The sequence below is a fragment of the Actinomadura sp. 1N219 genome (assembly GCF_044326405.1).
Classification (GTDB): domain Bacteria; phylum Actinomycetota; class Actinomycetes; order Streptosporangiales; family Streptosporangiaceae; genus Spirillospora.
Genome location: NZ_JBIRAY010000002.1, coordinates 278309 through 294827, shown reverse-complemented (window position 1 = coordinate 294827; position 16519 = coordinate 278309). Strand labels below are relative to the sequence as shown.

At 70.3% G+C, this 16519-nt stretch carries 14 protein-coding genes; 12 read left to right on the top strand and 2 right to left on the bottom strand.

Annotated features, from left to right (window positions below; translation table 11 throughout):
• Window positions 1–28: 28 nt before the first annotated feature.
• The gene (locus ACH35V_RS10150; protein WP_395971564.1) at window positions 29–1462 is read left to right on the top strand and encodes a PLP-dependent aminotransferase family protein; all 1434 of its coding nucleotides are present in this window, start codon (window positions 29–31) and stop codon (window positions 1460–1462) included.
• Here the strand turns inward: ACH35V_RS10150 and ACH35V_RS10145 are convergent.
• Complete coding sequence (locus tag ACH35V_RS10145; RefSeq protein ID WP_395971563.1) at window positions 1449–2789, bottom strand: ABC transporter ATP-binding protein; 1341 nt, start codon at window positions 2787–2789, stop codon at window positions 1449–1451. The genes ACH35V_RS10150 and ACH35V_RS10145 overlap by 14 nt on opposite strands.
• 446 nt (window positions 2790–3235) lie before the next feature.
• Here ACH35V_RS10145 and dnaG point away from each other — a divergent pair, with 446 nt between their 5' ends.
• The 3 genes from dnaG to ACH35V_RS10130 all read left to right on the top strand — a co-directional run bounded on the left by dnaG (window position 3236) and on the right by ACH35V_RS10130 (window position 7229).
• Window positions 3236–5272: a DNA primase gene (gene dnaG, locus ACH35V_RS10140; protein ID WP_395971561.1), complete on the top strand. Its 2037-nt coding sequence runs from the start codon at window positions 3236–3238 to the stop codon at window positions 5270–5272.
• A 71-nt stretch (window positions 5273–5343) separates the two neighbouring features.
• Window positions 5344–6489, top strand: coding sequence for an RNA polymerase sigma factor RpoD (gene rpoD, locus ACH35V_RS10135; protein ID WP_395972034.1), 1146 nt, complete (start codon window positions 5344–5346; stop codon window positions 6487–6489).
• 272 nt (window positions 6490–6761) lie between these two features.
• Entirely contained in the window at window positions 6762–7229 is a 468-nt protein-coding gene (locus ACH35V_RS10130; RefSeq protein ID WP_395971559.1) for a YbjQ family protein, read from the top strand.
• A gap of 84 nt (window positions 7230–7313) precedes the next feature.
• On the opposite strand, the gene ACH35V_RS10125 is transcribed toward ACH35V_RS10130, so the two are convergent.
• Window positions 7314–8561 carry a molecular chaperone DnaJ gene (locus ACH35V_RS10125; RefSeq protein WP_395971557.1) on the bottom strand — a complete coding sequence of 416 codons (1248 nt, stop codon included), beginning with the start codon at window positions 8559–8561 and terminating at the stop codon, window positions 7314–7316.
• Window positions 8562–8854: 293 nt separating this feature from the next.
• On the opposite strand from ACH35V_RS10125, the gene ACH35V_RS10120 reads away from it, so the two are divergent.
• The 8 genes from ACH35V_RS10120 to ACH35V_RS10085 all read left to right on the top strand — a co-directional run bounded on the left by ACH35V_RS10120 (window position 8855) and on the right by ACH35V_RS10085 (window position 16500).
• A complete protein-coding gene (locus ACH35V_RS10120) occupies window positions 8855–9430 on the top strand; it encodes a TerD family protein (protein WP_131968926.1) in 576 nt (191 codons plus the stop codon).
• Between the two features lie 56 nt (window positions 9431–9486).
• Window positions 9487–10065, top strand: coding sequence for a TerD family protein (locus tag ACH35V_RS10115; protein ID WP_138649109.1), 579 nt, complete (start codon window positions 9487–9489; stop codon window positions 10063–10065).
• Between the two features lie 116 nt (window positions 10066–10181).
• The gene (locus ACH35V_RS10110) at window positions 10182–11306 is read left to right on the top strand and encodes a DUF475 domain-containing protein (RefSeq protein ID WP_395971554.1); all 1125 of its coding nucleotides are present in this window, start codon (window positions 10182–10184) and stop codon (window positions 11304–11306) included.
• A gap of 115 nt (window positions 11307–11421) precedes the next feature.
• Window positions 11422–12000 carry a TerD family protein gene (locus ACH35V_RS10105; RefSeq protein ID WP_395971552.1) on the top strand — a complete coding sequence of 193 codons (579 nt, stop codon included), beginning with the start codon at window positions 11422–11424 and terminating at the stop codon, window positions 11998–12000.
• Window positions 12001–12021: 21 nt separating this feature from the next.
• Window positions 12022–13191: an HpcH/HpaI aldolase/citrate lyase family protein gene (locus tag ACH35V_RS10100; RefSeq protein ID WP_395971551.1), complete on the top strand. Its 1170-nt coding sequence runs from the start codon at window positions 12022–12024 to the stop codon at window positions 13189–13191.
• The gene (locus tag ACH35V_RS10095) at window positions 13188–14588 is read left to right on the top strand and encodes a phosphoribosyltransferase family protein (protein ID WP_395971550.1); all 1401 of its coding nucleotides are present in this window, start codon (window positions 13188–13190) and stop codon (window positions 14586–14588) included. Before ACH35V_RS10100 ends, ACH35V_RS10095 begins: the two co-directional genes overlap by 4 nt.
• Window positions 14585–15697, top strand: a complete 1113-nt coding sequence (locus tag ACH35V_RS10090) for a cysteine protease StiP family protein (protein ID WP_395971548.1) — start codon at window positions 14585–14587, stop codon at window positions 15695–15697. Before ACH35V_RS10095 ends, ACH35V_RS10090 begins: the two co-directional genes overlap by 4 nt.
• A complete protein-coding gene (locus tag ACH35V_RS10085) occupies window positions 15694–16500 on the top strand; it encodes an HAD family hydrolase (RefSeq protein ID WP_395971546.1) in 807 nt (268 codons plus the stop codon). Before ACH35V_RS10090 ends, ACH35V_RS10085 begins: the two co-directional genes overlap by 4 nt.
• Window positions 16501–16519: the final 19 nt, after the last annotated feature.

The following is a 16519-nucleotide window of genomic DNA, read 5'->3' as shown; positions in this document are numbered from 1 at the left end:
ACTGAGCCGATTCAGGGGTGGGGGAGCGTTGGACCTGCACGTGAGCCTGGTGGGGCGGCGCGACCTCGCAGGGCAGATCTACCGGCAACTGCGCGCCGCGATCCTGGACGGTCGCCTGAGGCCGGGCGATGCGCTGCCGCCGACCAGGGAACTCGCCCGGCGGCTGGAGATCTCCCGGAACACGGTCGGCGTCGCCTATGACCGGCTCGCCGCCGAGGGGTTCCTGACGAGCCGGGTCGGCGCCGGGACGTTCGTCCTGGAGGGCGGGTCCGCCGCGCGGGGTGCGCCGTCGGCGTCGCCGCTGCGGGCGCGGGACGTGTGGGACGGATTGTCCGCCTGGCCTCGGCCGATGCCCGGAATCACCTGGGATTTCCGTGCGGGACTGCCGGACGTGGGGCTGTTCCCCTACGAGGCATGGCGGCGGATCATGTCGGGCGTGCTGCGGTCGTCGGCGCTGGACGAGCCCGCGTCCGCGGGCGATCCGGCGGGGTTGGCCGGGCTGCGCGAGGCGATCGCGAGGCATGTGGGGGTTTCGCGGTCCGTGCGGGCGAGCGCCGGCGACGTCGTCGTCACGTCGGGGACGCAGCAGGCCATGGATCTGATCGTCCGGGTGCTGCTGGAGCCGGGGGACGTGGTGGCCGTGGAGGACCCGGGTTACCCGCCCGTCCGGATCCTGCTCGCGGCGGCGGGGATGCGGGTGCGCGGCGTGCCGGTCGACGCGGAGGGGCTTCGGGTCGACCGGCTGCCCGACGAGGCGCGGGCCGTGTACGTCACGCCGTCCCATCAGTTCCCGCTGGGCATGCCGATGTCGCTGCCGCGCCGCAGGGCGCTGCTCGACTGGGCGCGGCGGCGGGACGTGGTGATCGTCGAGGACGACTACGACACCGAGTACCGGTACGGGGGACGTCCGATCGAGCCGCTGCAGAGCCTGGACGAGGACGGCCGCGTCCTCTACACCGGCACCTTCTCCAAGATCATGCGCCCGGTGCTGCGGCTGGGGTTCCTCGTGGCGCCGCCTTCGCTGCACCGTGCGTTCCGCATGGCGCGGTACGTCTCGTCCTGGCATGCCGAGCTGCCGGCGCAGGCGGCGCTCGCCAGGTTCATCGACGAGGGGCTGCTCGTCCGGCATATTCGCAGGTCGCGGCGCGAGTACCGGGCACGGCACGAGCACGTCGCCGAACTGGTGGGCGGGCTGCTCGGCGATCGGCTGACCGTGGTCCCGTCAGAGGCGGGGCTGCACCTGAGCGCCGTCCTCCGGGAAGGGCCTGAGCGGCGCGACGATGCCGTGATCGCCCGGCAGGCGCTCGACGCGGGTATCGGGCTGTTCGCGCTGTCGGAGTTCACCGTTGCCGGACCGCCGGTTCAGGGGCTCGTCTTCGGTTATGGCGCGGTTACGCTTCCGGAGATCGAGGCGGGGATCGGCAGGCTGCGCCATGTCATGCGCCAGGTCATTGGTGCCTAGGGGCCTCATGGGAGCGGACTTCCCTGGGCTTCGCGTTCGCGTGCGGCGTCCGGTGGATGGGCGTGACGCGCTTTCCGTCGGCGCCGAAGAAGAGGACGCGCTCGAAGTCGACGGTCAGCGCGACGCGGTCGCCGCGGTTCGGGCGGTCGCCGGGCGCGATGCGGAAGACCATGTCGGCCCGGCGGCGGTGGTGGCCGGGGGCGTGCTCCTCGACCGGCTCCTCGGTCTGGGACGGCCTGCCGAGCATGGTCCGGACCCGGTCCAGCAGCCCGGGACTCTCGGGCTCGTACGCCGCGGGCGCCGCGGGGCGTCCCACCTCGTTCGCGTCGACCGTGGTGATGCCGGTCTCGGCGTAGGCGAGCCATTCGTGGCCGTGGAACTCCAGCGCGCGGACCTGGCCGGACAGGACGGACCCTGGCGCCGCCGGCGAGCCCGGGGCGATGGGCATGAGCGTGTCCGGCCGGATCCCGACGGTCACGGACTGGCCGTGATGGCTGATCAGCGAGGACGCCCTTGGGTCGTTCCAAGGGATGGTCAGCCGCTGCTGACCGAAGTCGAGCAGCAGGCCCTCGCCCTCGACGGCCCAGAGGGTGGCCTGCAGCAGGTTGATCGGCGGCGAGCTGAGGAAGGCGGCCACGAACACCGTCGCCGGGTCCTCGTAGATCTGCTCGGGGGTGCCGACGTCCTCCAGGACGCCGTCCCGCAGCACCGCCATCCGGTCGGCCATCGTCATGGCCTCGACCTGGTCGTGGGTGACGTAGACGGTGGTGGTGCCGGTGGAGCGCACGAGCGCGGCGATCTCTACGCGCAGCTCGGTGCGCAGGCCGGCGTCGAGGCTGGACAGCGGCTCGTCCATCAGGAACAGCGACGGCTCGCGGATCAGCGCCCGCCCGATCGCGGCGCGCTGCCGCTGGCCGCCGGAGAGCGTGCGCGGCAGCCGGTCGATCATCGAGTTGATGCCGAGGGCGCGCGCCAGTTCGTGGACCTTCGCGTGCGCCTCGGCACGGTCGTCCCCGGAGACCTCTAGGGGGAACATCATGTTGCCCTTGACCGTGCGGTGCGGGTAGAGCGCGCCCTCCTGGAACACCATTGCCACGTTCCGGTCGCGCGGCTGCAGGTCGTTGGCCACCGTCCCGTTCAGCCACAGGTCGCCGCCGGTGATGTCCTCCAGCCCGGCGATCATCCGCAGGATCGTGGACTTGCCGCAGCCGGACGGGCCGAGCAGGACGAACAGCTCACCATCGTTGATCTTCAAACGGACATTCCGGACAGCGACCACTCCGCCTGGGTACACCTTGTCGACGCCGTCGAGCACTACATCCGTCATCGGGTCCGCCTGGGGGTAAGCCAAAATTCCGGTCCGTCATCACATCGTGCGACGGTCCGCGTTGTCCAGAGTAAATCCGGTATGGCCGGTGGCCTGATCGGCCGAGTCCGGCCATGAAACATGAGATACCGGTCACCGAAGGAGGAACTTGACCCTCCGGTCGTCAATAGCGTAGCTGGTACGTATCGGGTGCTTGACTGGTATGCCTCCGGGCACCTGAAGGGCGAGTCCGAGCCGGGGAGTAAGCGCCCGGGACGCGACCGTGAGCGTGAGCGCGAAGTGAACGCCGCGAGCCGGACGCGGGGCCCGGATGCGGGGCCCGGATGCGGGGGCCGGGCGCGGCGGGTTCGGGGTGGGTCACGGTGGGTTCGCGGTGGCTCGCGGCGGACGGCGCCGGTTCTGGCTTGCGGCGCCGGATGTCGGGGCGCCGCCGTAGACTCCTCGTCGTGGCAGGCCGTATTCGCAATGAGGACATCGCGCTCGTCCGCGAGCGCTCGTCCATCGCCGATGTGATCGGTGAGTACCTGCAGCTTCGCAACGCGGGCGGCGGGAACCTCAAGGGCCTCTGCCCGTTCCACGACGAGAAGTCGCCGTCGTTCAACGTGACGCCGTCCCGCGGGCTGTACTTCTGCTTCGGCTGCGAGGCGGGCGGCGACGTCATCAAGTTCGTCCAGGAGATCGAGCACCTGTCGTTCAGCGACGCGGTGGAGCGGCTCGCCGTGCAGGCCGGCGTCCAGCTCCGCTACGAGGACGGCGGCGGACGCGGCCCCCGGCAGGACGGCGGCCAGCGCGCCCGGCTGATCGAGGCGCACAGGGCGGCGGCCGAGTACTACATCGAGCAGCTGAACTCGGCGGACGGCGCGATCGGCCGGACGTTCCTCTCCGAGCGCGGCTTCGAGCCGGCGGACGCCGAGCGCTTCGGGGTGGGGTTCGCCCCCCGCGAGTGGGAGGGCCTGGTCCGGCATCTGCGCGGACGCGGCTTCGCCGACCGCGACATCGTCGCCGGCGGCCTCGCCAAGGAGGGGCGGCGCGGGCCGATGGACCGGTTCCGCGGCCGGCTGATGTGGCCGATCCGCGACCTGTCCGGCGACGTCATCGGGTTCGGCGCGCGGCGCCTGTACGAGGACGACGACGGCCCCAAGTACCTGAACACCCCCGAGTCGCCGCTCTTCCACAAGGGATCGGTGCTCTACGGGGCCGACCTGGCGAAGAAGGAGATCGCGAGGCGGCGGCAGGCCGTGGTCGTCGAGGGCTACACCGACGTGATGGCCTGCCATCTGGCGGGCGTCCCGACGGCGATCGCGACGTCCGGGACGGCGTTCGGCGACGAGCACATCAAGGTGCTGCGCCGGCTGCTCATGGACCAGGACGAGTTCCGCGGCGAGGTGATCTTCACCTTCGACGGTGACGCGGCCGGGCGGAAGGCGGCGCTGCGCGCGTTCGACGACGAGCAGAAGTTCGTGTCGCAGACGTTCGTCGCGATCCAGCCGGACGGGCTCGACCCGTGCGACCTGCGGATCCGCCACGGCGACGCGGCCGTCCGCGATCTGGTGGCCTCGCGGCTGCCGCTGTTCGAGTTCGCGGTGCGCAGCGCGATCGAGCAGCACGACCTGGACACCGTGGAGGGGCGGCTGAGCGCGCTGGACGCCGCGGCCCCGGTCGTCGCCGCCATCAAGGACCGGTCGCGGCGGCACATGTACGCCGTCAACCTGGACCGCTGGCTCGGGATCATGGACGAGCAGTTCGTGCTGCGGCGCGTCCGCGAGCTGGCCAACCGGCGCCACGGCCGCCCCCAGAACGGCAACAACAGGAGCGGGAACAACAGCGGCAACAACAGGGGCGGAAACCACGGCGCGGGCGACGACCGCGGCCGGGCCGGAAATGGCCCGGCCGGAAACGGCCGCGCGGGCAACGGGCGTGATTCCGGCGGCCCGGCCGAGAATGGCGGCAACGAGAACGGGCGTTACGGGGCCGACGGGGCGGGGGCCGGGCGTCCGGCGTTCGATCCGAGCGATCCGGAGGTGCAGCGGGAGCGCGAGCTGCTGAAACTGGCCGTCCAGCGCCCGGCGGTGCTGGGTCCGGCGTTCGACGACGTCCCGGCGGACGCGTTCATCGCGCCGCCGCACGCCGCGGTCCGCATGGTCATCGCGGACGCGGGGGGAGTGTCCGCGGCGGGCAACGTCGCGGAATGGGTCGCCCATCTCCTGGAGCGGGCCCCGGATGACCAGGTCAGAGACCTGATCACCAAGCTCGGAGTCGAGCCTTCGCGTTCCGCGCAGGATTCGGGCGACCGTTATGCCGTAGAACTGCTCGCCCGAATACAGGAACGCCAGCTCACCCGCATGATCGCCAGCGCGAAATCTAAACTCGGGCGGCTGAATCCGGTCGAGGCCCCCGAGGAGTACCACCGGCTCTTCGGCGATCTTGTCGCGCTTGAGCAGCAGAGACGGGTGTTGCGGGAGCGAGGGCTCGGGTCACAGTAAGTCAAGGGACCGCAAAATAGGTCCTGTGATCTTGGCCCCATGTGACGCAAACTGTCTGGGTGGGCCCTTCGGTGCTGCCAAGCGAGGCGCCATCGGTTGATCAGGTGGCGGACCTCGTCGCACGTGGTAGAGAACGCGGCGGCGTGACCGTCGAGGACGTTGCTGCCGCGCTCGATCGCTCGGACTTGCCGGACGACTCCTTGGAACGGGTCGTCCGGATGCTCGCAGAGCAGGGGGTGGAGGTTCTCGAGTCTCAGCAGGAGACCGAGGACGTCGCGCGAGCGGACGAGGGTGACCTCGGCAAGCGGGCGCCGACGAGCGACCTGGTTCGGATCTACCTGAGAGAGATCGGTCGCGTACCGCTTCTCACGGCAGAAGATGAAGTAGAACTCGCGAAATCGATCGAGGCGGGATTGTTCGCCGAGGAGAAGATGGCGCAGACCGCCGTCCTCGCCCGCGGTGAACGGCTCGACCTCGAACAGCTCTCCCGCGAGGGCACGCGGGCGAAGCAACGCCTGATCGAGGCCAACCTCCGGCTGGTGGTCTCGATCGCGAAACGCTATGTGGGCCGGGGAATGCTGTTCCTCGACCTGATTCAGGAGGGAAATCTCGGACTGATCCGTGCGGTCGAGAAATTCGACTACACCAAGGGGTTCAAGTTCTCGACCTACGCCACCTGGTGGATCCGGCAGGCGATCACCCGCGCGATCGCCGACCAGGCCAGAACGATCCGGATCCCCGTGCACATGGTCGAGACGATCAACAAGCTGGTCCGGGTGCAGCGTCAGCTCCACCAGGACCTCGGCCGCGAACCCGCCCCCGAGGAGATCGGCCTGGAGATGGGCCTGTCGCCCATCCGGGTCGTGGAGATCCAGCGGATAGCGCAGGAACCGGTCTCGCTGCAGTCGCCGATCGGTGAGGAAGACTCCGATCTCGGCGACTTCATCGAGGACGCGGACGCCGTGGTGCCGATCGAGGCCGCGGCGTTCATCCTTCTCCAGGACCAGTTGGAGGACATCCTGGGCACGCTGTCGGAACGGGAGCAGCGCATCATCCAGCTGCGCTTCGGCCTGACCGACGGGCATCCGCGCACATTGGAGGAGGTCGGCAGGGAGTTCGGCGTGACGAGGGAGCGGATCCGCCAGATCGAGTCGAAGACCCTGGCGAAACTGCGCCACCCGTCCCGCGCGCAAATGCTGCGCGAGTACCTGGACTGACGCCGACCCGGCGAAGCCGCCCGCGAAGCCGGAACGGGCCAGGCAGAGCCGATACAGCCGGACAGTGACGAACCGAGAGAGCGACACGACGACCGCCCTCCCGCCCAACCACCGGGAGGGCGGTTGTCTGCCGCCCGGACGGCGGTCGCCTGCGCACCCTCGCCGCGCGCGCTCTGGACGTCTGCCGGCGGCGGGTCTGACAGCGGAGTTGCGGGTGGCTGTTGAGGGCAATGCGTCGCATTTCGTCCGGACGGTGATTTACCTTGGTGGACATGCTGATCGTGACGACTGATGGCGTGGCGGGGTACGAGATCAGAAGCGTGCTCGGAGAGGTCCTCGGGTCGGCGGTGCAGGCCGACCAGGGCGCCGCGCCGCAGCCCGGGCACGGCGGGAGCAGCGCCACGTTCCGGGTGACGGGGGAGCAGCCGGCGGCCGGGCTCGGCGCCGCCCGCCGCGAGGCGGTGGACCGGCTCGGCGAGGAGGCGCGCCGCAAGGGCGCGAACACCGTGGTCGGCATGCGGTTCGACACGGCCGCGGTCGGCGGCGGCCTCGAGGTCTGCGCGTACGGGACGGCGGTCTGGGCGGAGCCCGCGCAGGCGCAGCCGCGCGACCAGGCGCAGCAGCAGCAGCACCCGCACCCCCAGCAGACCCAGCCCCCGCCGTACGGCGACCCGCAGTCCGGCGGCCCCCCGATGGCCGCCCGCAACCTCACCATGGGCCTCCACGACCGCCCCCGCTGATCCGCCCACCCGCCCCGCGATCAGGGCTGTCCGCGGTCAGGGCTGCTCGCGGTCAGGGCTGCTCGCGGTCAGGGCTGCTCGCGGTCAGGTCTGGGCGGCGCGTTCTGCGCGGATTCGGGCTACGACGTCGCCGGCCGCGGTTTTGATGGATTCCAGTTCTTGCAGGTAGGCCCAGTAGTCCGGGTGGGTGCCGGTTAGGCGGCTCGGCGCTCTCTCGATGCGTTCGACGAGCGAGTCGAGCATCCGGACGTGCTGCGGCGCGGGGCCGCCTGGCTGGGCCATGGCCAGCCGCTGCGCGTCCCGGACGGCGAACTGGACGCTCTCCACCGGCTTGGACGGGTCCGCGGCGACGGCCCGCAGCTCGTCGACCCGTCCGGTGACCTGGCCGGCGCGGCGGTCGGCGGCGTTCAGCTCCGTGCGGGCGGCGGTGAGCGCCTGCTGCGCCTGCTTCCATTCGGCGCGGGACGTGTGCGCGGACGCCTCGTTCAGCCGTTCCCGCGCCCGCGTCACGGCCGACTCGATCGACTCCGGCGCGCCCTTGAGGTCCTGCCAGCACGCCTGCGAGTAGCCGCGCAGCAGGACCTTCATCGCGTCCTTCACGGGCCCTACGCGGTTCGCGACGACGTCCACGCGGGTGCGGGCCGACGCGAGCGAGTTGCGGACCTTCTGCGCCATCTGCGGCAGCTCCGCGGCGGCCTCGTGCGCCCGGTCGGCGATCTCGCGGACCTCCTCGGCCTTGCGGATCGCCCCGTCCAGGCCGAGCCCGCCGAGCCCCTGCGAGCCGAGCTGCGCGAGGATCTGCTTCGCCTTCGCCAGTTCGGCCTGCGGGTCGGAGGCGTCCATCCCCGCGGCGTCGGCGGCGGACACGGCGGCGTCGGCGGCGGCGACGGCGTCGCGGGCTGCGGTCAGGCGGGGCGGGAGCTGGTCGAGGGCGCTCTCCAGCTGCGCCATCTTCGGGGCGAGGCGCTCGGCGAAGCCGTTGAGGTTCCGGGTGATGTGCTGGAGCCGCTCGGTGGACGCGACGAACGCGCGGCGGGCGGCGTCGTACTCGGCGGGTGTCCGGTCCTGGTCATCGATGTCGTGCGCGTCGAGGACGGAGATGTAGGCGACCGCGGCGGCGTCGGCGGACTCGGCCAGCCCCGTGAACTCCCGCCGGACGGGCTCGGCGGCCTTGGCGTCCAGGTCCTCGAACACGGTGACGCGGCCGTCGATGTACTTCTGCGCCTGGTCCATGTCGTAGAAGGCGGTCGACGCCGCCTCCCTGGCCTCGATCGCCCCGGAAGCCGCCTGCGCCCCCCGGTTCCGGCGGCGCTGGTCGCCCGCTCCTCGCAACGCTGCCTCCCCTCGTCCCTGCCCAGTGAACACTCTTCCTGCTCGGTCTGCCCGCGCGGGCGGCGCCGCGGCGGGCAGGCCGGACGAAGAATGCTCAGTCTGGCCGTCCCTGCCCAGTCTGACGCAGACGGCCGGGATTTCGTGCGCCCGACCCGTCTCATGTATGGGGAATTGGGCGGGTCTCCGGGTTAATGCTCCGCCGCGACTGGAACGGATAGCATCGCTCCTACGTCGGAAAGGCTGGGCGCCGGGGCGGCGTCCGAAACAACGGCATGCGATCTTGGAGGCCCATCGTGGGTGTCAGTCTCAGCAAGGGCGGCAACGTATCGCTCACCAAACAGGCCCCCGGCCTGTCCGCGGTAACCGTCGGTCTTGGCTGGGACCTGCGCACCACGACCGGCACCGACTTCGACCTGGACGCCTCCGCGATGGTGCTGGACGGCTCCGGCAAGATCATCACCGACCAGCACTTCGTGTTCTTCAACAACCTCCGGACCCCGGACGGCGCGGTCGAGCACACCGGCGACAACACCACCGGCGCCGGCGAGGGCGACGACGAGCAGCTCAAGATCAACTTCGGCGCGATGCCGGCGACGGCCGAGCGGGTGGCGTTCGCCGTGTCGATCTACGAGGCCGACGGCCGGAGCCAGAACTTCGGGCAGGTCCGCAACGCCTACATCCGTGTGCTGAACCAGAGCGACGGCGCCGAGATGGCCCGGTACGACCTGTCCGAGGACGCCTCGATGGAGACCGCGATGGTCTTCGGCGAGCTGTACCGTTCCGGGACGGAATGGAAGTTCCGCGCGGTCGGCCAGGGATACGCGTCGGGGCTGGCCGGCATCGCGATGGACTTCGGCGTCAACCTCTAGAAGCCGGCGTCGACCTCTAAAAGACACAGACTCTCCAGGAAGGGAGTGGCCCGAACATGGGGGTTTCACTCGCCAAGGGCGGCAACGTCTCGCTGACGAAGGCCGCCCCCAACCTCACCGCGGTCACCGTCGGCCTCGGCTGGGACGTCCGCGCCACCACCGGCGCGGACTTCGACCTCGACGCGTCCGCGCTGATGCTCGCCTCCACCGGCAAGGTCATGTCCGACCAGCACTTCGTGTTCTTCAACAACCTGAAGAGCCCGGACGGGTCCGTCGAGCACACCGGCGACAACCTGACCGGTGAGGGCGAGGGCGACGACGAGTCCATCAACGTCGACCTCAACACCGTGCCCGTCGAGTGCGAGCGCATCGTGTTCCCCGTGTCGATCTACGACGCCGACAACCGGCACCAGAGCTTCGGCCAGGTCCGCAACGCCTTCATCCGGATCGTCAACCGGACCGACGGCAACGAGCTCGCGCGCTTCGACCTCACCGAGGACGCGTCCACCGAGACCGCGATGGTCTTCGGCGAGCTGTACCGGCACAGCGGAGAGTGGAAGTTCCGCGCGGTCGGCCAGGGGTACGCCTCCGGTCTCGCCGGAATCGCCGTCGATTTCGGCGTCAACGTAGGCTGAGGGTCAAACGTGGGGTGAGGCTCAACGTAGGCTGAGGCGTCGACGTCGGCTGACCGCCGGCGCCCCCGCATCCCAGGCCGCCACGCCCGGCCGACCTTCCTAGCAGAAATACGCGCATGATTCTTCGCACCTTCGGCTGGTCCTTCGGCGTCACGGCCGTGGGCCTGCTCATCGCCCTTCTCTATGGCGGGCCGTCCGGGCTGGCCCTGGTCGCCGTGCTGGCCGTCCTCGAGATCTCGCTGTCGTTCGACAACGCCGTGGTCAACGCCAAGGTGCTCGACCGCATGAGCCCCTTCTGGCAGAAGATCTTCCTGACCATCGGCATCGCGATCGCGGTGTTCGGGATGCGGCTGGTCTTCCCGCTGCTGATCGTGGGGATCACGGCCAAGCTGAACCCGTACGAGGCGTTCGACCTGGCGTTGAACGACTCGGACCGGTATCACCACCTGATGGAAGACGCCTACCCGATGATCGCGGCGTTCGGCGGCATGTTCCTGATGATGTTGTTCCTGGACTTCGTGTTCGAGGAGCGCGCCGACAAGTGGCTGCCCTGGCTGGAGCGGCCGCTCGCGCGCATCGGCAAGCTCGACCAGCTCGCCGTGGTCGTCGCGGGCGGCTCGCTGGCGTTCGTCTCGTGGCTGGCCGCGGACGACCCGGGCGAGGTCATGATCTCGGGCGTGCTCGGCATGGTGACCTACATCCTGGTCAACGGGCTCGGCGAGCTGTTCTCCGGAGCGGGCGAGGACGACGAGGAGGGCGAGGGCTCCGAGGCGTCCGCCGGACGGTCCGGGCCGAGTTCGCTGGCCCTGGCCACCGGCAAGGCAGGGTTCTTCCTGTTCCTGTACCTGGAGGTGCTGGACGCCTCGTTCAGCTTCGACGGCGTCATCGGCGCGTTCGCGATCAGCACCGACCCGATCGTCATCGCGCTGGGCCTCGGCATCGGCGCCATGTACATCCGGTCGCTGACGGTGTTCCTCGTCCGCAAGGGCACCCTGCACGAGTACGTGTACCTGGAGCACGGCGCGCACTGGGCGATCGGCGCCCTCGCGGTGTGCATGCTGGTCAGCATCGGCCACCACGTGCCCGAGTGGATCACCGGCGGGCTCGGCGCCGGGCTGATCATCGCCGCGTTCGTCAGCTCGGTCGTCCGGAACCGGGGCGTGGAGGACGGCGCCTCCGGCGGACCGTCCGGCGGGGACGGCGCCGGGAAGCCCCTGGAGCCCAGCACCAAGATCCAGTAGTCGCCGCCGCCCGGATGCGGAGACCGTCCGCCGGCGGACACCGTTCACCGGCGGACACCGCTCATCGGCAGATCCCCAGCCCGCGACACACATCGATCACCAAGGGAGCCGAACGATGTCCATCTCGCTGCAGAAGGGGCAGAAGGTCTCGCTGACCAAGCCCGGCGGAGGCACGCTCACCCGGGTCAGGATGGGACTCGGGTGGGACGCCGTCGCCAAGAAGGGCCTGTTCGGGAAGGGCAAGGCCCGCAACATCGACCTGGACGCGTCGTGCCTGCTGTTCGACGGCAGCGGCAACCTCGCCGACCAGGTGTGGTTCCGGCAGCTGCGCAGCAAGGACGGGTCCGTCCAGCACACCGGCGACAACCTGACCGGCGCGGGGGAGGGCGACGACGAGGTCATCAACGTCGACCTGCAGAACGTCCCGGCCAACGTCACCCAGCTGGTGTTCACGGTGAACTCCTTCACCGGCCAGGACTTCACGCAGATCGCCAACGCGTTCTGCCGGATGGTGGACGAGACCACGGGGCAGGAGATCGCGCGCTACGACCTGACCGGCGCCGGGCAGCACAACGCGCAGATCATGGCGAAGGTGTCGCGGGACGGCGACGGCTGGTCGATGACGGCGATCGGCGCGACGGCGACCGGCCGGACCTTCCAGCATCTGCTGCCGGCCGTGTCGACGCACCTGTGACCAGCGTCTGACGGGGCGTCCATGCGGCATTTCGACCACATCGACGCCGCGCGTCGTAAGCATCTGTTCTACCGTCATCCGCGCCCGTTCGACCGGCACGACGACCCGGCGGTGCTGGGGGTGGCGCTGGGGGCGACGCTCTACAGCCCCGCCACCAGGCCCGTCCTCGCCGACGACATCGAGCGGGCGGCGGGGCGCGGCGTGATGAGCATGGTGGTGTGCCTGGAGGACGCGATCGCCGACGACGAGGTCGCGGCCGGCGAGGCGAACCTGGTGGTGCAGCTGCGGGCGCTGCACGGCCGCGGCGGCACGGCGACGCGGGACGTGCCGCTGCTGTTCGTCCGGGTCCGCGACCCCCGCCAGATCGGCGACCTGATCGGGCGGCTGGGCGACGCGGCCGCGCTGGTCAGCGGTTTCGTGCTGCCGAAGTTCACCGCGACGGCCGGTGGAGCGTTCCTCGACGCGCTGGAGGACGCCGCCGCCCGGACGGGCCAGCGGCTCCTCGCGATGCCGGTGATCGAGAGCCCGGAGGCGGTGTACGCGGAGACCCGCACCGAGATGCTGAACGACGTGGCGCGGCTGCTCGCGAAGCACCGGCGGCGGATCCTGGCCGTCCGGATCGGCGCGACCGACATGTCGGCGGCGTACGGGCTGCGCCGCCCGCCCGACCTGACGATCTACGACATCCGGCCGGTCGCGGGAGTGATCTGCGACGTGGTGAACATCCTGGGCAGGGCGGACGGCACCGGATATGTCGTGACCGGCCCGGTCTGGGAGTACTTCGCGGCGGGGGAGCGGATGTTCAAGCCGCAGCTCCGGCAGTCGCCGTTCGACGCGCAGCGGGCGGCTCCGCTGCGGCAGCGGCTGATCACGTCCGATCTGGACGGGCTGATCCGCGAGGTGCATCTGGACAAGGCGAACGGCCTCATCGGCAAGACCGTGATCCATCCGAGCCATGTCGCGGCCGTCCACGCGCTGTCGGTGGTGACGCACGAGGAGTACTGCGACGCCGCCGATATCCTGGGAGTCAGCGGGGGAGGCGCGATGGCCAGCTCCTACGCCAACAAGATGAACGAGGCGAAACCGCACCGCGCCTGGGCGCAGCGGCTGATGCTGCGCGCCCGCGTGTTCGGCGTGGCGGCGGAGGGCGTCACGTTCGTCGAGCTCCTGGAAGCGGCGGGCAGCCGATGACAGCCACTTCGCGCGCTGTTTCAGCTGATTGGGCTGGTTCGTGGGTGGCGTCGCGGCTCGGTGTGCGGCTCCTGGACGGGGAGCGTCCCGCCGGTGTGGGGCTCGCGGATCTGGTCGGGCTTGCCGTGCGGCGCAATCCGCGGCGTGCGCATCTGCTGGTTTCGGCGGTGCTGGGCAAGCACGTCCCGACCGATCCTCGGCTCGTGTACGGATCTGGGCTTCTGCTTGGGGAGCTTGTGCGCGCGCGCCTGCACGGTGACGAGCCGTCGCGTCCCGGGACTCTTCTCGCCGACGCCCTGCGAGGCGTTCCAGGGACGGCGGCGGGGCTGCGTGACCATCTGCGGGCACCGCAACTTCCCGTGGACGCGGTCGTGCTGGGCTATGCGGAAACTGCCACTGCCCTTGGACACTCGGTGGCGGACGCCCTGGGCGGTGCCTACTACCTGCACTCGACTCGCCGTCCGGTCAGGGGCTTTGCCACGTACGGAGGGTTCGAGGAGGAGCACAGCCACGCCACGAGCCACCTGCTCTTGCCAGCCGATTCCGCGTCCCTCGACCGTGATGTGCCCATCGTGCTGGTGGACGACGAGCTCTCCACTGGACGGACGGTCCTGAACACCATCGAGGCTTTGCATGCCGTCCGTCCCAGGAGTCGGTACGTCGTGGCGGCTCTGGTCGACCTGCGCGGGCCTGCCGACAGGGCACGGATGGACGATCTCGCCGACCGGCTTGGTGCCCGCATAGACGCGGTGGCATTGGCCCAAGGGCAGGTCGAACTTCCGGAAGGCATCCTGGAGGCCGGGCAGACGCTCGTCGGTGAAATCACCGCGCGGGCCACCCCGCTGGACGCGCCGCCCACTAGGGCGTTCGAGGTGTCGCGAGTCGAACTCGAATGGCCCGCCGGGCTGCCGGACGGTGGACGGCACGGATTCCTGCCCGAACACCGGGATCTCCTGGAGAAGGACCTGGCGCGGATGTCCGACGCCATCGCGTCCGGTATGGGGGACGGGGCCTCCCGCGTGCTCGTGCTGGGGTTCGAGGAGCTGATGTACGCGCCGCTGCGCCTGGCCGAAGCGCTCGCCGACGCGCTGCCCGGCGTGGACGTCCGGTACTCGACGACCACCCGGTCGCCCGTCCTCGCCGTCGACGACCCGGGCTACGCCATCAGGACGCGCCTGGCCTTCCCGTCGCATGACGACTCGGCCGACGGCCCGGGGGAGCGCTACGCCTACAACGTCTCCCCGGCGTCCGACCTCGACGGATTCGATCGCATCGTGTTCGTCGTGGACGACGTCGGCGACACCCCGGCGCTCACCAGTGGCCTCCTGCGGCGGTTGCGCGCGCTGGCGCCCACGCTGGTCGCGACCGTCCCCGCAAGGACGAGGAGGCGCGCGTGAAGCCTCTGTACGGGCCTTCCTTTGGCAGCTATCCGGCCGAGGACGTCACATGGCTCCTCAAGGACCTCTCGCACGTCCGGCTCGAAGCGCCCACAGAAGAGCGTGAGGCGGCGGTCCAGGCGGGCCGTGCCCATTACGCGGAATCCTTGCCCGTGGAGTACCAGCCGGGCCCCGAGTACCTCCGGCTCTTCCACAAGGCGCTCGACGCGTCGGCGGAGCGGATCGCGTACGCGACGGGCCTGGTCATGGAGATGATCCTGGCCGAACGCGGCCCGGACACGGTCCTGGCGTCGCTGGCCCGGGCGGGCACGCCGGTCGGGATCCTGATGCGGCGCTGGGCGCGGTTCGCGCACGGCTTGGACGTCCCGCACTACACGCTCAGCATCGTCCGGGGGCGCGGCATCGACACGATGGCGCTGCGCTACCTCGCCGAACACCACGACCCGGCGTCCGTGATGTTCGTGGACGGCTGGACGGGCAAGGGCGCCATCACGCGGGAGCTGACAGCCGCGCTCGCCTCACACCCGTTCCATCCCGATCTGGCGGTGCTGGCCGACCCAGGGCGCTGCACGTCCTACTACGGGACGCGCGACGACTACCTCATCCCGTCCGCCTGCCTCAACTCCACCGTTTCCGGCTTGGTGAGCCGGACGGTCCTGAACGCCGACCTGATCGGCCCCGACGACTTCCACGGCGCGAAGTTCTACGCCGACCTCGCGGACGACGACGTCTCAGCCCTCTTCCTCGACACCGTCTGCGCGCGCTTCGCAGACGTCGCCGAACGCGTAGCGAAAGACCTGCCCGACCTGCGAGCCGCCGACCGTACGCCCGACTGGTCGGGCTGGGAGGCCGTCCGCCGCTGCGCCAGCGCCGACGGCATCGACGACCTGAATCTCGTTAAGCCGGGCATAGGCGAGACCACGCGCGTCCTTCTGCGCCGCGTGCCCTGGAAGGTGCTCGTCCGGGAGGACGCGGGCCCGGAAGTCACGCACATCAGGCTTCTGGCGGAAGAACGCGGAGTACCCGTCATCGAGGTCGACCGAGACCGCTTCCCCTACGCCTGCATGGGATTCATCCATCCGCGGTTCGGCAAGGGAGCCGTCCAGTGACCGTCCTGGTGTGCTCCGACCTCGACCGCACGCTCATCTACTCCGCCGCTGCGTTCGCCTTGGACGGGCCTGACGAGACGATGCCGCGCCTACTGTGCGTGGAGTTCTACCAGGGCGCGCCCCTCTCCTACATGACGGAGGCGTCCGCGCGGACACTGGAGGCACTGGCGAAGGCGGCGACGTTCGTCCCGGCCACGACACGCACACCGGAGCAGTACCGGCGCGTGCATCTTCTAGAGAAACCCGCCTCGTACGCCATCTGCGCGAACGGCGGCCACCTGCTCGTGGACGGCGAGGACGACTCGGAGTGGGCGGCGTCCGTCCGGACACAGGTCGCCGATGGGTGCGCACCGCTCGCGGCCGTCCAGGAACACCTCGTCCAGGTGAGCGGCGACTTCGTCCTGAAGCGGCGCGTCGCCTCCGACCTGTTCGCCTACACAGTCGTAGACCGAGCCGCACTCCCGCCGAACTGGGTGGACGATCTCACAGGCTGGTGCGCCGAACGCGGCTGGCGGACGTCCCTGCAAGGCCGCAAGGTCTACTGCCTGCCCAACGGCCTGACGAAAGCCGCAGCCGCAGAGGAGATCGCCCGCCGGACGGGCGCGTCCACGACCCTCGCCGCCGGCGACTCGCTCCTCGACATCGAACTGCTGGAAACCGCCGACGTCTCCATTCGCCCGGCGCACGGCGAACTGCACGACACCGGCTGGACTTCCCCGACCACCGACGTCACCACCGCTCGCGGCGTCCTGGCAGGTCAGGAGATCGCGGACTGGCTGCTGGAGCGCGCGACCGCCCCATGACGGCGGGCTGTAAATATTC